The organism is Sinomicrobium halophytocola, from assembly GCF_052983395.1.
Map to the genome: position 1 here is coordinate 334,403 of NZ_JBRKIT010000042.1, position 16,216 is coordinate 350,618.

The 16,216-nt window shown below is 44.0% G+C and carries 14 protein-coding genes; 7 read left to right on the forward strand and 7 right to left on the reverse strand.

What is annotated here, in order from left to right; translation table 11 throughout:
* The first annotated feature begins 51 nt into the window (after positions 1-51).
* Positions 52-2,958, forward strand: a complete 2,907-nt coding sequence (gene infB, locus ACVBDY_RS19805; RefSeq protein WP_447177197.1) for a translation initiation factor IF-2 — start codon at positions 52-54, stop codon at positions 2,956-2,958.
* A gap of 115 nt (positions 2,959-3,073) precedes the next feature.
* Here the strand turns inward: infB and ACVBDY_RS19810 are convergent, their stop codons facing one another.
* The 7 genes from ACVBDY_RS19810 to ACVBDY_RS19840 form a co-directional block, all read right to left on the reverse strand.
* A complete protein-coding gene (locus ACVBDY_RS19810) occupies positions 3,074-4,126 on the reverse strand; it encodes an ATP-grasp domain-containing protein (protein WP_447177198.1) in 1,053 nt (350 codons plus the stop codon).
* Positions 4,123-4,827: an NRDE family protein gene (locus ACVBDY_RS19815; protein WP_447177199.1), complete on the reverse strand. Its 705-nt coding sequence runs from the start codon at positions 4,825-4,827 to the stop codon at positions 4,123-4,125. The genes ACVBDY_RS19810 and ACVBDY_RS19815 overlap by 4 nt, the downstream gene beginning before the upstream one ends.
* Positions 4,815-5,306 carry a DinB family protein gene (locus tag ACVBDY_RS19820; protein ID WP_447177200.1) on the reverse strand — a complete coding sequence of 164 codons (492 nt, stop codon included), beginning with the start codon at positions 5,304-5,306 and terminating at the stop codon, positions 4,815-4,817. Before ACVBDY_RS19820 ends, ACVBDY_RS19815 begins: the two co-directional genes overlap by 13 nt.
* Before the next feature lie 12 nt (positions 5,307-5,318).
* On the reverse strand, positions 5,319-5,696 hold the full coding sequence (locus ACVBDY_RS19825; protein ID WP_447177201.1) for a DoxX family protein: 378 nt from the start codon (positions 5,694-5,696) through the stop codon (positions 5,319-5,321).
* On the reverse strand, positions 5,693-6,166 hold the full coding sequence (locus ACVBDY_RS19830; RefSeq protein WP_447177202.1) for a YHS domain-containing (seleno)protein: 474 nt from the start codon (positions 6,164-6,166) through the stop codon (positions 5,693-5,695). Before ACVBDY_RS19830 ends, ACVBDY_RS19825 begins: the two co-directional genes overlap by 4 nt.
* A 101-nt stretch (positions 6,167-6,267) precedes the next feature.
* Positions 6,268-6,948 (reverse strand): Crp/Fnr family transcriptional regulator, encoded by a 681-nt coding sequence (locus tag ACVBDY_RS19835; RefSeq protein WP_447177203.1) that lies wholly within the window; start codon positions 6,946-6,948, stop codon positions 6,268-6,270.
* A 59-nt stretch (positions 6,949-7,007) separates the two neighbouring features.
* Entirely contained in the window at positions 7,008-7,388 is a 381-nt protein-coding gene (locus ACVBDY_RS19840) for an SPOR domain-containing protein (RefSeq protein ID WP_447177204.1), read from the reverse strand.
* 221 nt (positions 7,389-7,609) lie between these two features.
* Between ACVBDY_RS19840 and ACVBDY_RS19845 the strand changes: the two genes are divergently transcribed.
* The 6 genes from ACVBDY_RS19845 to ACVBDY_RS19870 all read left to right on the forward strand — a co-directional run bounded on the left by ACVBDY_RS19845 (position 7,610) and on the right by ACVBDY_RS19870 (position 16,215).
* A complete protein-coding gene (locus ACVBDY_RS19845; RefSeq protein WP_447177205.1) occupies positions 7,610-8,890 on the forward strand; it encodes a c-type cytochrome in 1,281 nt (426 codons plus the stop codon).
* A 63-nt stretch (positions 8,891-8,953) separates the two neighbouring features.
* Positions 8,954-12,079 carry a TAT-variant-translocated molybdopterin oxidoreductase gene (locus tag ACVBDY_RS19850; protein ID WP_447177206.1) on the forward strand — a complete coding sequence of 1,042 codons (3,126 nt, stop codon included), beginning with the start codon at positions 8,954-8,956 and terminating at the stop codon, positions 12,077-12,079.
* A 105-nt stretch (positions 12,080-12,184) separates the two neighbouring features.
* Complete coding sequence (nrfD, locus tag ACVBDY_RS19855; RefSeq protein ID WP_447177207.1) at positions 12,185-13,576, forward strand: NrfD/PsrC family molybdoenzyme membrane anchor subunit; 1,392 nt, start codon at positions 12,185-12,187, stop codon at positions 13,574-13,576.
* The gene (locus tag ACVBDY_RS19860) at positions 13,569-14,093 is read left to right on the forward strand and encodes a DUF3341 domain-containing protein (RefSeq protein WP_447177208.1); all 525 of its coding nucleotides are present in this window, start codon (positions 13,569-13,571) and stop codon (positions 14,091-14,093) included. The genes nrfD and ACVBDY_RS19860 overlap by 8 nt, the downstream gene beginning before the upstream one ends.
* Before the next feature lie 129 nt (positions 14,094-14,222).
* Entirely contained in the window at positions 14,223-14,786 is a 564-nt protein-coding gene (locus ACVBDY_RS19865; protein WP_447177209.1) for a c-type cytochrome, read from the forward strand.
* Positions 14,787-14,898: 112 nt separating this feature from the next.
* Positions 14,899-16,215: a quinol:cytochrome C oxidoreductase gene (locus ACVBDY_RS19870; protein WP_447177210.1), complete on the forward strand. Its 1,317-nt coding sequence runs from the start codon at positions 14,899-14,901 to the stop codon at positions 16,213-16,215.
* Position 16,216 lies beyond the last annotated feature (1 nt).

Sequence of the window (16,216 nt, forward strand, 5' to 3'; positions counted from 1 at the left end):
AAGACCATAATAAAGTTCAGAATAAAATTTTAGAGGATTAAAAAAATATTTATGGCTGAAAACGCAACATTGAGGCTTAATAAAGTGCTGAGAGAACTGAACATTTCATTGGACAGGGCGGTGGAACACCTGTCTTCCAAAGGATATGATGTGGAGGCCAGACCCACTACCAAAATATCCACTGAAGTGTACCAGGTTCTTTTGGAAGAGTTTCAGACGGACAAAAGTAAAAAAGTAGCATCCAAGGAAGTAGGAGAAGAGAAGAGAAAAGAAAAGGAAGCTATTCGCCAGGAACTCGAACGGGAACAGGAGATGAAGCGAAAAGCCCAGGAGCAACAGGAAGTTATAAAGGCGAAAGCCAACCTGTCCGGGCCAAAGACCGTAGGGAAAATAGATCTGGATCCCAAAAAAGCCGAAGAAAATAATACCGAAGAAATACCGGAGGCAAACGAAACCGCTACCCCCCCGGCAGAAACAACCGGTAATGCACCTGAAGCTCCCGAAACCACGGAGAGTAAGGCAGAAGAAATTGTGACATCAGACGAGAAGAAAGAAACTGTAGAAAAAAGTGCTCCGGCAGATACCGGTAAAGTGGAAAAAGAGCAACAACCCCCTGTAGTTCCCGAAAAAGAGAAGGAAGTAAAACAGGAAAAAACGGTCGAAGTAGAGAAAGAGAAGGAGAAACCGGAACCAATAGAAGAGAAAAAACAGACCCAGAAAGTCATTGTGCAGGACGAAGAGGTGGAAAGCGAAACGCTTAAGACCCAGTATCAAAAACTTTCCGGACCCAAAATGACCGGTGAGAAGATTGACCTGACTCAATTTGAGAAGCCTAAGAAAAAGAAACCGGCTGCCCAGGAGGGAGATGCTAAGTCGGGGAATAACAGCAATGCCAATAATAATAAGGACAGAAAGCGGAAACGCAAAAGAATAAGTAAGGACGGTCCGGGTTCTGGCGGAAACTTTACTCCGGGTAATAAACCAGGAGGAGGTAGCAATTTCCGTAAAAAAGGAAAGCCAGGGACTAAACCTGTAGTAAGCAAAGTAGAGCCCACGGACGAAGAAGTACAGAAGCAGGTAAGAGAAACCCTGGAAAAACTACAGGGAAAATCGAGCAAGTCCAAAGGAGCTAAATACCGAAGAGAGAAGCGGGATTTCCACCGTCAGAAATCGGAGGAGGATATAGCACAGCAGGAACTGGACAGCAAGGTGCTCAAAGTTACGGAGTTTGTTACCGTAGCCGAAGTGGCAACCATGATGAACGTTCCTACAACCAAGATTATTTCAGCATGTATGTCACTTGGTATCATGGTAACCATGAACCAGCGTCTGGATGCAGAAACCCTTTCTATCGTAGCGGAAGAATTCGGATATGAGGTAGAGTTTGTAACTGCCGATATAGAAGAGTCTATCGTAGAGCAGGAAGATAATGTAGAGGACCTGAAGGCGAGGGCGCCTATCGTTACGGTGATGGGACACGTAGACCACGGTAAAACATCGTTGCTGGACCATATACGCCAGGAGAATGTTATAGCCGGGGAAAGCGGAGGTATTACCCAGCATATCGGGGCTTATGGAGTAAGCCTTCCGGACGGACAAAAAATCACCTTCCTGGATACTCCCGGTCACGAAGCGTTTACCGCGATGCGTGCCAGGGGAGCACAGGTAACCGACCTTGCGATTATAGTGATCGCAGCGGATGATGATGTGATGCCGCAAACCAAAGAGGCTATCAGTCATGCCCAGGCAGCAGGGGTGCCCATAATTTTTGCCATAAACAAAGTGGATAAGCCTACGGCGAATCCGGATAAGATAAAAGAACGGCTGGCATCCATGAACCTGTTGGTAGAAGACTGGGGTGGAAAAATACAATCACAGGATATTTCCGCCAAGACAGGGCTCGGGGTAACCGAGTTATTGGAAAAGGTACTGTTGGAGGCAGAAATACTGGAATTAAAAGCCAATCCGGATAAAACGGCTGGCGGAACAGTTGTAGAGGCATTCCTGGATAAAGGACGGGGATATATAGCCACTATTCTGGTACAAGGAGGAACACTTCGCGTAGGAGATTATGTGCTGGCAGGAAAGCACAGTGGTAAAGTGAAGGCTATGCACGATGAAAGGGGAAATCTGATTAAAGAAGCAGGACCTTCAACGCCGATATCCATTCTGGGTCTAGATGGAGCGCCGCAGGCGGGAGATAAATTCCACGTGTTTGACGATGAAAAAGAAGCCAAACAGATTGCTGCCAAACGTACCCAGTTGCAAAGAGAGCAGTCCGTACGTACCCAAAGGCATATCACGCTTGATGAGATTGGTCGCCGTATTGCACTTGGAGACTTTAAGGAGCTGAATATTATCCTGAAAGGGGATGTGGACGGCTCGGTAGAAGCCCTGACGGACTCCTTCCAGAAACTTACTACGGATGAGATACAGATCAATATCATCCACAAAGCGGTTGGTCCGATTACAGAGTCCGACGTACTGTTGGCTTCGGCATCCGATGCTATCATTATAGGATTTAATGTAAGGCCTATGGGTAATGCCCGTTCCATAGCAGACAAAGAAGAAATAGATATCCGTACGTATTCTATTATTTACGACGCTATCAACGATCTGAAGGATGCGATGGAAGGTATGTTGTCTCCGGAAATGAAAGAAGAGATAACCGGTACGGCCGAGATAAGAGAAACCTTCAAGATATCCAAGGTAGGAACCATTGCCGGATGTATGGTTACAGATGGTAAGATATATAGGAGCTCCAGTATCCGCCTGATACGCGATGGTGTGGTTATCTTTACAGGTGAACTTTCTTCCCTGAAAAGATTTAAGGATGATGTGAAAGAAGTGTCCAAAGGTTATGACTGTGGTATACAGGTGAAGAACTACAACGACATTAAAGAGGGAGATATCATAGAAGCGTTCCGGGAAGTGGAAGTGAAGAAGAAGTTGAAGTAAAATTTTCTTATAATATAAAAAAACGTCCTGTTCCGGAAAAGATCAGGGCGTTTTTGTTTTAATCCCGGAAATAATTACTGCAAAAAAGATTCACCTGTCTGAATAACGGGCATGTTTAAAAACCGGCTATTTTCCTGTTCTGGATAAAGTGTGCATATAATTCCCGGACTCCTTTTCTATAGGTGAGATATGGTATGCCCTGTGCCTGATGGTTCATTTTACTGATTTTATACATGTATGTGATATGCCGGGCCAGTTCCTTCCAGGCGAAGGTGAGCGAATGGGCCGGATCGTAAATATGCGTGGGTTCGCTCATGGCCCCATTGAGTTCAACAACCATAAAATTTTCCCCGTTTTCCAGTTCTTCTACGGAGTTGAACATGAGGTCGAGCCTTCCGTAATAAAACCCTTGTATTTGTGTGCACATGTTGTTTATGACTCCGGTGATATCATCACTTATCATGTGACTGCAATCCGTGAACCGGGCTCCCCTGGCGTGATTTCCGTAAGGTACCAGGACCCGTTTTTCACCTTTTTTCAGGATGTGATCCAGCAAATTACCGTATTCCTTTGTAATGGCTTTCAACTGAAGTTGATGTCTTGGTGTTTGTTGAAGCAGGCTCCGGACGGAGGATATCCCGTCACCGGTGACCGTAAGTAGTTCCTTGGAGACAATCCCCGTAATCCGTCCCTTCTTTTCCCCGGGAAACCTTATATAAAAAATGCCGATTTCATGGGGGAGGGTAATGAACTCCTGGATGAGGTAATCAAAACAGGCCTGTCTGTTGTATGTTTTGAGTTCTTCAGCAGAATATATCTTTTTTACCGCATTGCCCCGAAGCCCGATATCGGGTTTTGCAATAAGGGGATAATTAAGTCCCTGTGCTTCCCGTATCTCCTCAAGGGTAGAGTCCGGGGTGCCTTCGGCTATAAATACTGTTTTCGCGTAAAATCTTTGAGGCATGAGGTCATATATGTTGCGTTTGGACCCCATGACAAAACCTCCATTACGGATTGACGGGTTTACCGTATTGAAAAAGAAAAGTGATCTTGCCCGTATGGCGTAATACAACCAAAGTATGCTTATCGGGGCATAGATCACCTGAAAAGGCCAGTATTCCCAATGGGTAAGTTTATGTATGGATAATTTTAAGGCTTGTATGGTCATAATTGCAGGCTGAAAAATTCTTTTTTCGGGAAAAGTTGCAGGTAATTCATGCGGGTCGTGTCTTTTCCTATTATACTTTGGGTAATGCTGAGTGTTCTGAGCAGGTTACCCCGGTTAATTACCAATCCGGTTTCTTTATTGCCTTCTTCTGTGTATTGATGAAAATCAAGTAACTTTTCCGGTGTCAGTTCCTTATTTTGTGCCGTGAAATGGTGAAACCATTGCTCTCGCTGTTTTTGTTTTTCCTTGGTATACAGGGTGGAAGAAGACAGTATGTGCAATTTTTTAGCTTCCAGAGCGGAAGTTTCTTTGCCAATACCATCCCAGCGCAGGAGAAAGAGGTCTGGGGCTGTAAACAGCAGAACGCTAAAAGGTTCTATATTTTCCAGGTTCATTGTGGCCCAGTGTTTAACCGGGGAGGTTGCACCTATGATTTCCAGTAAAATCAATCCCCTGCTTTTTCTGTAATTGCCTTTTGGAATGTGTTTTTCTCTGGCGCCATTGAGTACTACGGCAGTCGTTCCGTTCGTGTCCATGGTAAACCAGCTGCCCCCGTAAAGGCGGTCCTTCGGGAATACGATCTTTTTGTTATTTACGATGTGGACTTCAGGTGGAAGAGCTATTGGCCTGGCCGTGCTTTCATCCCTGTTGGATGTCAGGATTACCTGCGTTCCGGTATTTACAAAACTTACTGTGCACATTGTTTTTTACGGTATTCAATAGTAGAAGGTGCCATGCCGAAAGTAGCACTTACATTTACCCGGTCGAATCTCAGGACTGCTACGCGTATCAAGGCCTGGTGATGTATGGTGTGCTCCAGGTTATAGAGTAGTTCCCGGAAGTAATTGCTTTGTATGAGTATGTGATGGGTGTTAAAAGTTTGCTCCAGGAGTAATGGTTTGTCTGCTTTCTTCATTGTGCTGCCAATGTTTTTGATATGTTCCAGTGCTACGGGAATTTCGGTTTCAATATGGCGGTTGCGTTGCCTGCTGTCGTAATTTACCTTTCCGGTCTCGTAGCTGTGAATAAGACAGAGAAAGAACTCAATAATATGGCGGTAATGCTGGCCCACAGTGGCCCCGTTGAGCTCCGGGCATGGGGCGTTGTACTCCGGTGGGGTGAGTTGCCCGGCCAGGAGTGTAAGTTCGTCCAGACTTGATTTTAACGAATCGAAAAGCATATTGAAAAGCGTTTACGATGGGTAATTTAGGATTTTTTTGCGTATAATTAAAAACAAGCCGCTGAAAACGAATGTGACACAAGCGAGGGAAAAGAGCGTTCCGCCGTCATTAGACACTTCGATTCCCAGTATAAATAAATGTGAGACCATGGCACCGGCCATAATGAACAGACAGGCAATGGCTCCGTAGACGGCAGTTTTAGGGATGAGTAAAAGGATAGCTACAAGGAGTTCGACGACACCTAATCCGATACGGCCGTATGGTTCGGCTCCGAGGGTAGAAAAAATATGGACGGATTCGGGAGCGCCCGTGAACTTGTAAAACAAGGTTTGCAGTAAAATGATTGCCGGTATCACTCGGAGACCCCAATCGAGGATGATTTTCTTCATTTTTTTGGATTTTTGGAAGTTGTGATTTTTTTCCAGTTTTGATCTGCGTTTTGCGCTAGATTCATTTCGTCCTTATTCCAGCTTTTCAGGGTATTTGTGGGAAAACTGTTGTAAAACAGGTAAAGTTTGCCATTGGTTATCTTGAATGTTTTGGGATTGACATCTACTTTTTCCCCGTAATCTCCCATGGCATAGGCGCACCATCCTCCGTATTGGGGGAGATAGGTGTCCGGATTTTTAAGCAGGAGTTCCCTGTTTTCTGCAGATGAGCAATAATAGACAGTACCATCTACGGTTGCGGAGAATTCTTTTTTACCTTCAATGCCTTTGCCTTGTTCGAAATAAGCAACCGGATCATATCCGTGAATGGCGACATCATTGGAAAGATTTCGGTGTTTTTCCGCTTCCTGAGCGTAAAAAATGCCTGGGATAAGAGAGATAAACAAGATTGACAATATAAGATTTTTCATAACGGGTTCTTTTATAGGGCAAAGTTACATGGTTCCGTTATGGTAAAATGTCAGCTACCTTGCAGTTTGATAAAAAAAATAAACCTTAGCAAGTCACAGCATCATATCCGTGAGATATCGGGAATGATAATTTCTTTTCGGTTGTAGACGAGCAGTTCTTTTTCTTTCAATTCGTTAAGTAGTTGTGTTGCTGTTTGCCTGGTAGTGCAGATAATTTGGGCAATATCGTGTTGAGTCAGGTAATTGTGGAGGGTTACCCGGTTACCTTCGTAAATACCTTCCTGTTCGCACCATTCTCTTAAAAAAGCGGAAAGCCTGCTTTTGGCATCTTTGAAAACGAGGTTGGTATAGTTGTTTTTCAGGCGTTTCATTTTCAGCCCCATGAACTTGGTGTAAGAAAGGGCCAGGTTCGGATATTTTAACAAGAGGTTTTCGAAATCGGAAAGTAAAAAACTGCAAATAATGATGTCGTCAGTAAGAGCCTGTGCATATTCCGTAGTGAAGGGCCTGTCCGATTCAAGGGTAAGCTCGCCGAAGAGGTCTCCTTTTCTTAAGATTTCCTTTATGGTTTCGTTACCGTCCCGGTCTATTTCCACAATTTTTATATTTCCCTTTTTCAGGAAGTAAATACGTGGGGTATCGGAATCTGAAAAATAGAGGATGTCCCCTTTTACGGCTTTTTTAAAGCCTGTAATGACGCACAATTGCCGGATCTGCCTGAAGTTTAATACGCGAAAAAGCCGATGGTCCTTTAAATACCAGTATTTTAATTCTTCGTACATATGGTTTCAGCGAATAAATGATTTTCCCGTGCCGGCAACAAATCTGGAAATGCAGATGGTTACGGGGTTATGATAAAAGCGCTGGGATATTCCTTCTTTACTTCCATCAAATACCTGTCCGCTTCCAGTTTTGTACGGAATTTACCGACGTAAACCCGGTATGTAGGGGTTTTGAAAGTGATATCACAGTTAAAACTAAATGCGTTTTCAAATTTAGACTTTTCCTTAGTAGCACCCTCAAGCGACCCGTTGTATATCTGAATGCGATATCTGTCGGTAGCGCTGTCGTCTTTGTTTAACTCTGTTTTCGCCGTGAGGAGTTTTTCAACTTTAACATCTTGTTGAATGTTAATTTTTCCTTCCTGCGCGTGAGTACCGGTAATGGCGAGAAGTAGGAAAAATAAAAGGGTTGAACCGCTGTGTATGCTTAAAAATCTCATAATGAATACTGTTTTGTGCAAAAGTAATTTTTTAGCTTGAAATCATAACGTTAAAATTTATTTAGAATTGTTATAAATTAATTATTAACGCTTTGCCAACATTTCCCAAATGAAGTCTATATCGTATTTTTGTGCACGGATTTTAAGAACCTGTGTTTTTTTTGTTGTTATCTGACGAAAAAATCATGCCAAATTAAGGAGCGATAACACATAATATTGATATGAAAGAGGTGATACACCGCGATTCTGTTTCAAGAATTCTAAGTATTAGTCTGGCGATTCTGCTGGCGTTTTCCACAACTCTTTTTGGACAAGAAGGCGACCCGGATAGAGGGAAGCAGTTATTCAATTCCAATTGTGCAGCCTGTCATAAGTTAGATCAAAAAATGACCGGACCTGCGCTTGCCGGTATTACGGATAAGCGGGACAGGGAGTGGTTGCATAAGTGGATAAAGAATAATGTGGCTTTCAGGAAATCCGGAGACCCGGATGCGATAGCAATTTACGAGGAGTTCAATGGCGCTGCCATGAATATTTTTCCGCAATTATCTGAGCAGGATATAGATGATATTCTTGCGTATACCGAGAATCCGCCGGTTTCCGCTGCTGCAAGTGGAGCGGTAGGTGCCGGTCAGACTGTAGCCGCCGAATCTTCCGGTATTCCGAATGAAGTTGTATTAGGGGCGCTTGTGCTGGTTTTTGCTATGCTGGCAATAATGTTGGTTCTGGTGAACAGAACGTTGATGCGTATAGCAGAAGCGAAAGGTATAGAATTGCCTGAAGAGAAAGCAAAAAGACTTCCTCTGTGGAAAGCTTTTGTGAAAAACCAGTTTCTCGTATTTGTTTCTGTGATCGTGTTGCTTTTGGTTTCAGCCTATTTTGTTTATGGTTACCTGATGCAGGTAGGTGTGGATCAGGGGTATGAACCGGTGCAGCCTATACATTTCTCGCATAGGATTCATGCTGGTGACAATGAGGTGGATTGTAAATATTGTCACTCTTCGGCAAGGGTGTCCAAGACTTCAGGTGTGCCTTCTCTGAATGTGTGTATGAACTGTCATAAGAATATTATGGAAGTGGCACCGGAGACGGCGACAGCAGAACATTCGAAAGAATTTTACGATGGAGAGATTGAGAAACTGTATGCTGCCGTAGGGTGGGATGTTGAAAACCAGGCATACACCGGGGAGACCAAACCTGTGAAATGGGTGAGAATTCACAACCTGCCGGATTTCGTATACTTTAATCACTCACAACACGTGTCCGTGGCTGGTGTAGCTTGTCAGGAGTGTCATGGCCCTGTCGAGGAGATGGAAGTGGTTAAGCAGTTTTCTCCGCTTACCATGGGTTGGTGTGTGGATTGCCACAGGACAACTGATGTTAAGATGGAAGGTAATGAGTATTACGAGAAAATACACGAAGAATTATCTAAAAAATACGGAGTGGAAAAACTTACTGCTGCACAGATGGGAGCATTGGAGTGTGGTAAGTGCCACTATTAATAAAAAGTAAGGGTGTATGTAAGTGCACCTCCATTGTTAAAAAGAGCTAATTTTATATAAAACATGGCGTCAAACAAAAAATACTGGAAAAGTGTCGAGGAATTGGATCCAAGCAATTCTATCGTAGAGACACTTAAACAGAATGAGTTTGTTCAGGAAATTCCGGTAGATGAGTTTTTGGGGGACAAAGAGAACCTGGAAGCGTCTTCAACGTCCCGGAGGGACTTTCTTAAATATGTGGGCTTTAGTACCGCTGCCGTTACTTTGGCTGCATGTGAAGGTCCGGTTAAAAAAGCTATTCCTTATGTGGTGCAACCGGAGCAGATTCGTCCGGGTGTGGCTAATTATTACGCTACTACTATAGCAGACGGATATGATTTTGCAAGTGTACTTGTTAAGACTAGAGAAGGGCGGCCTATAAAAATTGAAGCTAATACCGAGGCAGAGATTAATGGTTTTCCGAATGCAAGGATGAATGCTTCCGTTTTGTCTCTTTATGATAGTAAAAGGATACAAGGGCCTAAGTCTGGTGGTAACTATGTTACCTGGGATGACCTGGATTCTGAGGTTGTGGCTAAGCTTAATGCGACAAAAGCCGGCGGTAAATCCATAGTGTTACTTACGCAGACCTTTGCCAGTCCTTCAACGGCTAGGTTGATTGGGGAATTTGCAGAGAAGTTCGGAAATGTTGAACATGTTCAGTATGATGCCATATCTGAAGATGCTGCTTTGGATGCTTTTCAGAAAAAATACGGTAAAAGAGCGCTTCCGGATTATGATTTTTCCAAGGCGGATGTGATAGTTTCTTTTGCAGCCGATATTCTTGGGGATTGGCATGGAGGAGGCTTCGATAGCGGATACGCGAAAAAGAGAGTGCCTTCTAACGGAAAAATGTCACGTCATATCCAGTTTGAGGGTAATATGTCGCTTTCCGGGGCTAATGCGGACAAAAGGGTTCCTGTGACACCATCACAACAAAAAGTAGCTCTTGCCAAACTATATGGTTACCTGAGTGGCTCTTCTGTTTCCGGTGAACTTCCGGAACCTGTGGATGCAGTTGTTAAAAGCGCTGCTTCTCAATTGCGAAAAGCTGGCAGGAATGCGGTTGTGGTTACCGGGATTGATGATGTGGATGCACAGGGATTGGTGTTGGCGATCAACGAAATGTTGCAAAGTGCCGCGTTTGATGTCAAGGCTCCCAGATTGTTGCGCCAGGGTAATGCCGGGAAGATAAGCAAGCTGGTTGCGGATATGAAGTCCGGAAGAGTGGGTGCGCTTATTATGAACGGGGTAAACCCGGGGTATACACTGCCTAATTCGGCAGAGTTTACTGAAGCATTGAAAAATATAGGTTTGTCGGTTACCTTTTCTATGAAGGAAGATGAAACCGCCATAGCTTCACAATATATTGCTGCAGCGCCGCACTACCTGGAATCCTGGGGAGATGTGGAGATGAAACAAGGGTATTACAGTCTTATGCAGCCCGCTATCCGTCCTTTGTTCGATACACGGCAGTTTCAGGATGCATTGCTGAAATGGGTGGGTAGTGATAAAACGTATTACAACTACATCAAGGATTTCTGGAGTGCTTCCGTTCTTGGAGAAAATTCCTGGAACAAGGCGCTGCACGATGGGGTTTTTGTAGCTTCTGCACCTGCAATTAAAGATGCCGTAACAGAAGAAAATAACGGGGCTGAAGAAGCAGAGACAGAAGAAGCAACAGAAACGGTTTCTGCCGGAAATGCAGCCGGGATGGCCAGAAAACTGGTTTCATCGGCAGCTAATGGGTTAGAACTTATCCTGTATTCGAAAACGGGTATGGGGGACGGTCAGCAGGCCAATAACCCGTGGCTCCAGGAGTTTCCGGATCCTATTACCAGGGTTTCCTGGGATAACTACCTGACAGTTTCCAAAGCAGATGCCGAAGCTTTAGGTCTTGTTAACAGGCACGTAGCCAATGGCGGGCTTAACGGGAGCTATGTTAAGGTAACGGTGAACGGTGTTGCCCTGGACAGGGTGCCTGTATTGATCCAACCCGGGCAAGCTAAAGGCTCTGTTGGACTTTCTTTCGGTTACGGAAAGAAAGAGGGGATGAAAACCGAAATGCAAACCGGGGTAAATGCGTATGCGTTGTATGAAGGATTTAAGTCAGTACAGTCGGTAAGCATTGAAAAAGTTGCCGGGGAGCATGAGTTTGCCTGTGTACAGCTTCATAATACCCTGATGGGGCGTGGTGATATCGTAAAAGAAACTACATTAGAAATATTTAATACCAAAGAGGCCAAAGAGTGGAATGTAACTCCTAAAGTATCTTTGAATCATAACGAAGTTGAGGCGGTTTCCGTAGATTTATGGGATGAGTTCGATACTTCTATAGGACATCATTTTAACCTTTCTATTGACCTGAATGCCTGTACCGGTTGTGGAGCCTGTGTGATCGCATGTCATGCCGAAAATAACGTACCGGTAGTAGGGAAATCCGAAGTGAGGAGATCCAGGGATATGCACTGGTTGCGTATAGACAGATACTATTCTTCCGAAGAGAGTTTTGAAGGAGATAACGAGGTGGTGGAGTCTATTTCCGGTCTCGGGGATTCATTGACTACTTTTGGTGAAATGGAAAAAGCTTCCGAAAATCCGCAAGTTGCTTTCCAGCCTGTAATGTGTCAGCATTGTAATCATGCTCCTTGTGAAACCGTATGTCCGGTTGCGGCTACATCTCACGGTCGTCAGGGACAAAACCACATGGCGTATAACCGTTGTGTAGGTACGCGTTACTGTGCAAACAACTGCCCCTACAAAGTACGTCGTTTTAACTGGTTCCTTTACAACAATAACGATGAGTTTGATTACCACATGAACGATGATATCGGGAAAATGGTTCTTAACCCGGATGTAGTGGTTCGTTCCAGGGGTGTAATGGAAAAATGCTCTATGTGTATTCAGATGACCCAGAAAACCATTCTCGATGCGAAAAGAGATGGTAGAAAAGTACGGAAGGATGAATTCCAGACGGCTTGTTCTGCTGCCTGCGGAAGTGGGGCGATGGTATTCGGGGATATCAACAATGAAGAAGACGAAGTGTTTGCTCTTAAAAAGAGCGACAGGATGTATCACCTGTTAGAACATGTAGGAACTAAACCTAATGTGTTCTACCACGTAAAAGTGAGAAATACGGAGGAAGCGTAAATCAGTATTGTTTGCACTACAGGTAGGACGAAAAGTTTCGGATACATTGGTGGTGCTGACGATATCACGATAAGTAAAAAGAGTAATAAATATTAAAATTATAAAATGGCGTCGCATTACGAAGCACCTATACGTAAACCCCTGGTAATCGGAGATAAGAGCTATCACGATGTTTCGGTAGATGTAGCCAGGCCCGTAGAGGGCAAGGCAAACAAGCAGTGGTGGATTGTTTTCTCCATTGCACTGGTAGCGTTTCTTTGGGGAATAGGGTGTATAATTTATACCATTGCAACAGGAATAGGTTCTTGGGGACTGAATAAAACCGTAGGTTGGGCCTGGGATATTACTAACTTCGTTTGGTGGGTTGGTATTGGACACGCGGGAACATTGATCTCTGCTGTGTTATTACTGTTCCGTCAAAAATGGAGAATGGCTATTAACCGTTCTGCAGAGGCCATGACCATCTTTTCCGTGGTACAGGCCGGATTATTCCCCCTGATACACATGGGGCGTCCATGGCTCGGATACTGGGTGGTGCCGATACCAAACCAGTTCGGTTCGCTTTGGGTTAACTTTAACTCTCCCCTGCTTTGGGACGTATTTGCAATATCTACGTACCTGTCCGTATCGCTGGTGTTCTGGTGGACGGGTCTTCTTCCGGATTTTGCGATGATCAGAGACAGGGCGGTAAAGCCTTTTCAGAAAAAAATATACAGTCTGCTCAGCTTCGGATGGAGCGGAAGAGCAAAAGACTGGCAACGGTTCGAAGAAGTATCACTGGTACTTGCCGGTCTGGCAACACCTCTGGTACTTTCTGTGCATACTATCGTATCTTTTGACTTTGCAACTTCGGTTATTCCGGGATGGCATACAACTATCTTCCCGCCTTACTTCGTTGCAGGTGCGGTATTCTCCGGATTTGCAATGGTAAACACCCTTCTCATCATTATGAGAAAAGTTGTTAATCTGGAAGACTATATTACCCTGCAGCATATAGAGCTGATGAACATCGTTATTATGATCACCGGATCTATTGTTGGATGTGCATATATCACCGAGCTTTTTATCGCCTGGTATTCCGGTGTGGAATACGAGCAGTATGCCTTCCTGAATAGAGCAACCGGTCCTTACGCATGGGCATACTGGTGTATGATGACCTGTAACGTATTCTCTCCGCAGTTCATGTGGTTCAAGAAATTGAGGACAAGTATTATGTTCTCTTTTATTATCTCTATCGTGGTGAATATAGGAATGTGGTTTGAGCGATTTGTGATTATTGTTACTTCACTTCACAGGGATTACCTTCCCTCTTCCTGGACGATGTTCTCGCCTACATTTATCGATATTGGTATTTTCGTGGGAACCATAGGGTTTTTCTTTGTTCTGTTTTTACTTTATGCCAGGACTTTCCCAGTAATAGCACAGGCAGAAGTGAAGACTATAATGAAATCATCTGGTGAAAAATATAAAAAATTAAGAGACGGCGATCATGAGTAATAAAGTAATACAGGCTATTTATACCGATGACGATGTATTATTGGCCGCGGTAAAAAAGGTGAAGGCTGCCCATCATCATATAGAGGAAATTTATACGCCATTTCCGGTGCACGGCCTGGATAAGGCTATGGGATTAGCTCCCACCAGAATTGCGATCGCATCTTTTATGTACGGTTGTGTAGGGCTTTGTGTAGCAGTTGCGATGATGAACTTTATAATGATAGAAGACTGGCCACAGAACATAGGAGGTAAGCCCAGTTTTTCATTCCTGAGTAATATGCCCGCATTTGTGCCGATCATGTTTGAATTAACCGTTTTCTTTGCAGCTCACCTTATGGTGATCACCTTTTACCTTAGAAGTAAATTGTGGCCCTTTAAAAAAGCGGAGAATCCGGATGTTAGAACTACGGACGATCATTTTTTGATGGAAGTTGCAATAAGTGGTAACGAAGATGAGTTGTCTGCTTTTTTGCAGGAAACGGGGGCAGTGGAAATAAAAGTTTCAGAAAAGCATTAGAGGGGAGATAAGTTATGGAGTGAATAGGTTATGAGTTACTAAAGGCTTTGTAGATATTTTGCCAATCGAATGACTCATTAACTAAACAACCCGGTGACTTAATAACCTAACAACGTAAATACTGTTTAAATGAAGAGCTTTATAAAAATAGGAATAGTGCTTGGTACGGCAGCGGTAATGACTTCGTGTTTCAACAAGTCACGACCGAACTACCAATTTATGCCTAATATGTATGAATCTGTTGGTTACGAAACCTATCAGGAATCGGATGCTTTTAAGAACGGTGTGGAAGCCCAGTTGCCTGCGGAAAATACGATTAATCGTGGCTGGATGCCTTACGATTATGAAAATACCGTGGAAGGAAAAGAACTGGCCGCTGCAGAATTGAAAAACCCTCTTGCAATGGATAGCCTGGCTATGGAGGATAATCTTGGCGACGGAAAAGAACTGTTTGGTATCTATTGTGCCGTTTGTCATGGAGAGAAAGGTGACGGGCAGGGTGTACTGGTAAAACGAGAGAAGTTTCTAGGTGTTCCCAGCTATGCGGACAGGGAAATAACAGAGGGGAGTATTTATCACGTCATATTTTATGGGCTGAACTCCATGGGGTCTTATGCTGTCCAGCTCAATGAAAAAGAACGTTGGCAGGTAGTGATGTATGTGGAGGAGCTCAACAGGGAATTGACTAAGTAATAAATTCAATTGGTATAAGTGCGCGGACAAAACCGGAAAAGGTTAATACGGGGAATTTTCTCCCTGCACGAAATACGGAATTATAAAATACAATAAAGAGAATTTTCAGGATATGTACACGTTTTCAAACAAGTTAAGACTGTCTGCATTTGTTCTAATGATCGTTGGTGTTCTCGGTCTGGGCTATGGTTTTCTCGCTGCACCGGGTTCTGTAGAAGAGGCAAAAGCTATGGTAGCAGATGCGCATCATGGCGGGGGGCACGAAGAAGCTGCTACTCATGATGCACACGGAACACATGACGAAGAGCATGCGACTCATGATGCATCGCACGATGAACATTTGTTACATCAATTACAGAACAAACCCTGGGCAGCGCTTTATGTGGCGGCATTCTTCTTTATGATGATCCCCCTGGGAGTACTCGCTTTTTATGCGATCCAAAGGGTGTCACAGGCGGGATGGTCCCCATTGCTTTTCCGTGTGATGGAAGGGATTACGGCCTATTTGCTTCCCGGAGCCGTTCTGGTATTTGTAATACTTGTACTGTCCGGTGTGCATATGAATCACCTGTTTACCTGGATGGACTCCGAAGTAGTGGCTCATGATGAGCTGATACAAGGTAAAACCGGTTATCTTAACGTACCGTTCTTTCTTATCAGGGCAGCTATATACATAGCAGGATGGGTGGCCTATCGTCATTTTTCAAGAAAATTCTCCATTGCGCAGGACACTGCCGATGACAACAGCTATTTTAAAAGAAATTTCAAAATATCTGCCGGATTCCTGGTGTTCTTCCTGGTGTCTGAATCCATGATGTCCTGGGACTGGATCATGAGTGTAGATCCGCACTGGTATAGTACCCTGTTCGGATGGTATGTATTTGCCAGCATGTTTGTATCCGGGATCACAGTTATTGCCCTAGTCACTATTTATTTGAAATCGAGGGGATACCTGGAAGAGGTGAACGACAGCCATATACACGATCTGGCGAAATTCATGTTTGGGATAAGCATATTCTGGACATATCTCTGGTTCTCACAATTTATGCTGATATGGTATTCCAACATACCCGAAGAGGTTACTTATTTCGTTACGAGGATAGAAGATTATAAGCTTCCTTTCTTCGGAATGGTAGTGCTGAACTTTGTGTTCCCGCTGTTGGTATTGATGAACAGTGATTACAAACGACTCAACTGGTTTGTGGTGATGACGGGTATTGTGATATTGATGGGACATTACCTTGATATTTATAATATGATAATGCCTGCTACTGTTGGAGACCAATGGTTTATAGGAATAGGAGAAATAGGAGGCGTACTGTTCTTCTTGGGGCTGTTTATTTTTGTAGTGTTCAGTGCACTCACCAAAGCACCGCTGGTGCCGAAACGAAACCCGTTCATAGAAGAGAGCAAACACTTTCATTATTAAT

What these genes read in the sequence shown, in the direction of transcription:
- infB (WP_447177197.1), top strand. Translation starts at nt 52, where the DNA reads ATGGCTGAAAACGCAACATTGAGGCTTAATAAAGTGCTGAGAGAACTG.
- ACVBDY_RS19810 (WP_447177198.1), bottom strand. Translation starts at nt 4,126, where the DNA reads ATGACCATACAAGCCTTAAAATTATCCATACATAAACTTACCCATTGG.
- ACVBDY_RS19815 (WP_447177199.1), bottom strand. Translation starts at nt 4,827, where the DNA reads ATGTGCACAGTAAGTTTTGTAAATACCGGAACGCAGGTAATCCTGACA.
- ACVBDY_RS19820 (WP_447177200.1), bottom strand. Translation starts at nt 5,306, where the DNA reads ATGCTTTTCGATTCGTTAAAATCAAGTCTGGACGAACTTACACTCCTG.
- ACVBDY_RS19825 (WP_447177201.1), bottom strand. Translation starts at nt 5,696, where the DNA reads ATGAAGAAAATCATCCTCGATTGGGGTCTCCGAGTGATACCGGCAATC.
- ACVBDY_RS19830 (WP_447177202.1), bottom strand. Translation starts at nt 6,166, where the DNA reads ATGAAAAATCTTATATTGTCAATCTTGTTTATCTCTCTTATCCCAGGC.
- ACVBDY_RS19835 (WP_447177203.1), bottom strand. Translation starts at nt 6,948, where the DNA reads ATGTACGAAGAATTAAAATACTGGTATTTAAAGGACCATCGGCTTTTT.
- ACVBDY_RS19840 (WP_447177204.1), bottom strand. Translation starts at nt 7,388, where the DNA reads ATGAGATTTTTAAGCATACACAGCGGTTCAACCCTTTTATTTTTCCTA.
- ACVBDY_RS19845 (WP_447177205.1), top strand. Translation starts at nt 7,610, where the DNA reads ATGAAAGAGGTGATACACCGCGATTCTGTTTCAAGAATTCTAAGTATT.
- ACVBDY_RS19850 (WP_447177206.1), top strand. Translation starts at nt 8,954, where the DNA reads ATGGCGTCAAACAAAAAATACTGGAAAAGTGTCGAGGAATTGGATCCA.
- nrfD (WP_447177207.1), top strand. Translation starts at nt 12,185, where the DNA reads ATGGCGTCGCATTACGAAGCACCTATACGTAAACCCCTGGTAATCGGA.
- ACVBDY_RS19860 (WP_447177208.1), top strand. Translation starts at nt 13,569, where the DNA reads ATGAGTAATAAAGTAATACAGGCTATTTATACCGATGACGATGTATTA.
- ACVBDY_RS19865 (WP_447177209.1), top strand. Translation starts at nt 14,223, where the DNA reads ATGAAGAGCTTTATAAAAATAGGAATAGTGCTTGGTACGGCAGCGGTA.
- ACVBDY_RS19870 (WP_447177210.1), top strand. Translation starts at nt 14,899, where the DNA reads ATGTACACGTTTTCAAACAAGTTAAGACTGTCTGCATTTGTTCTAATG.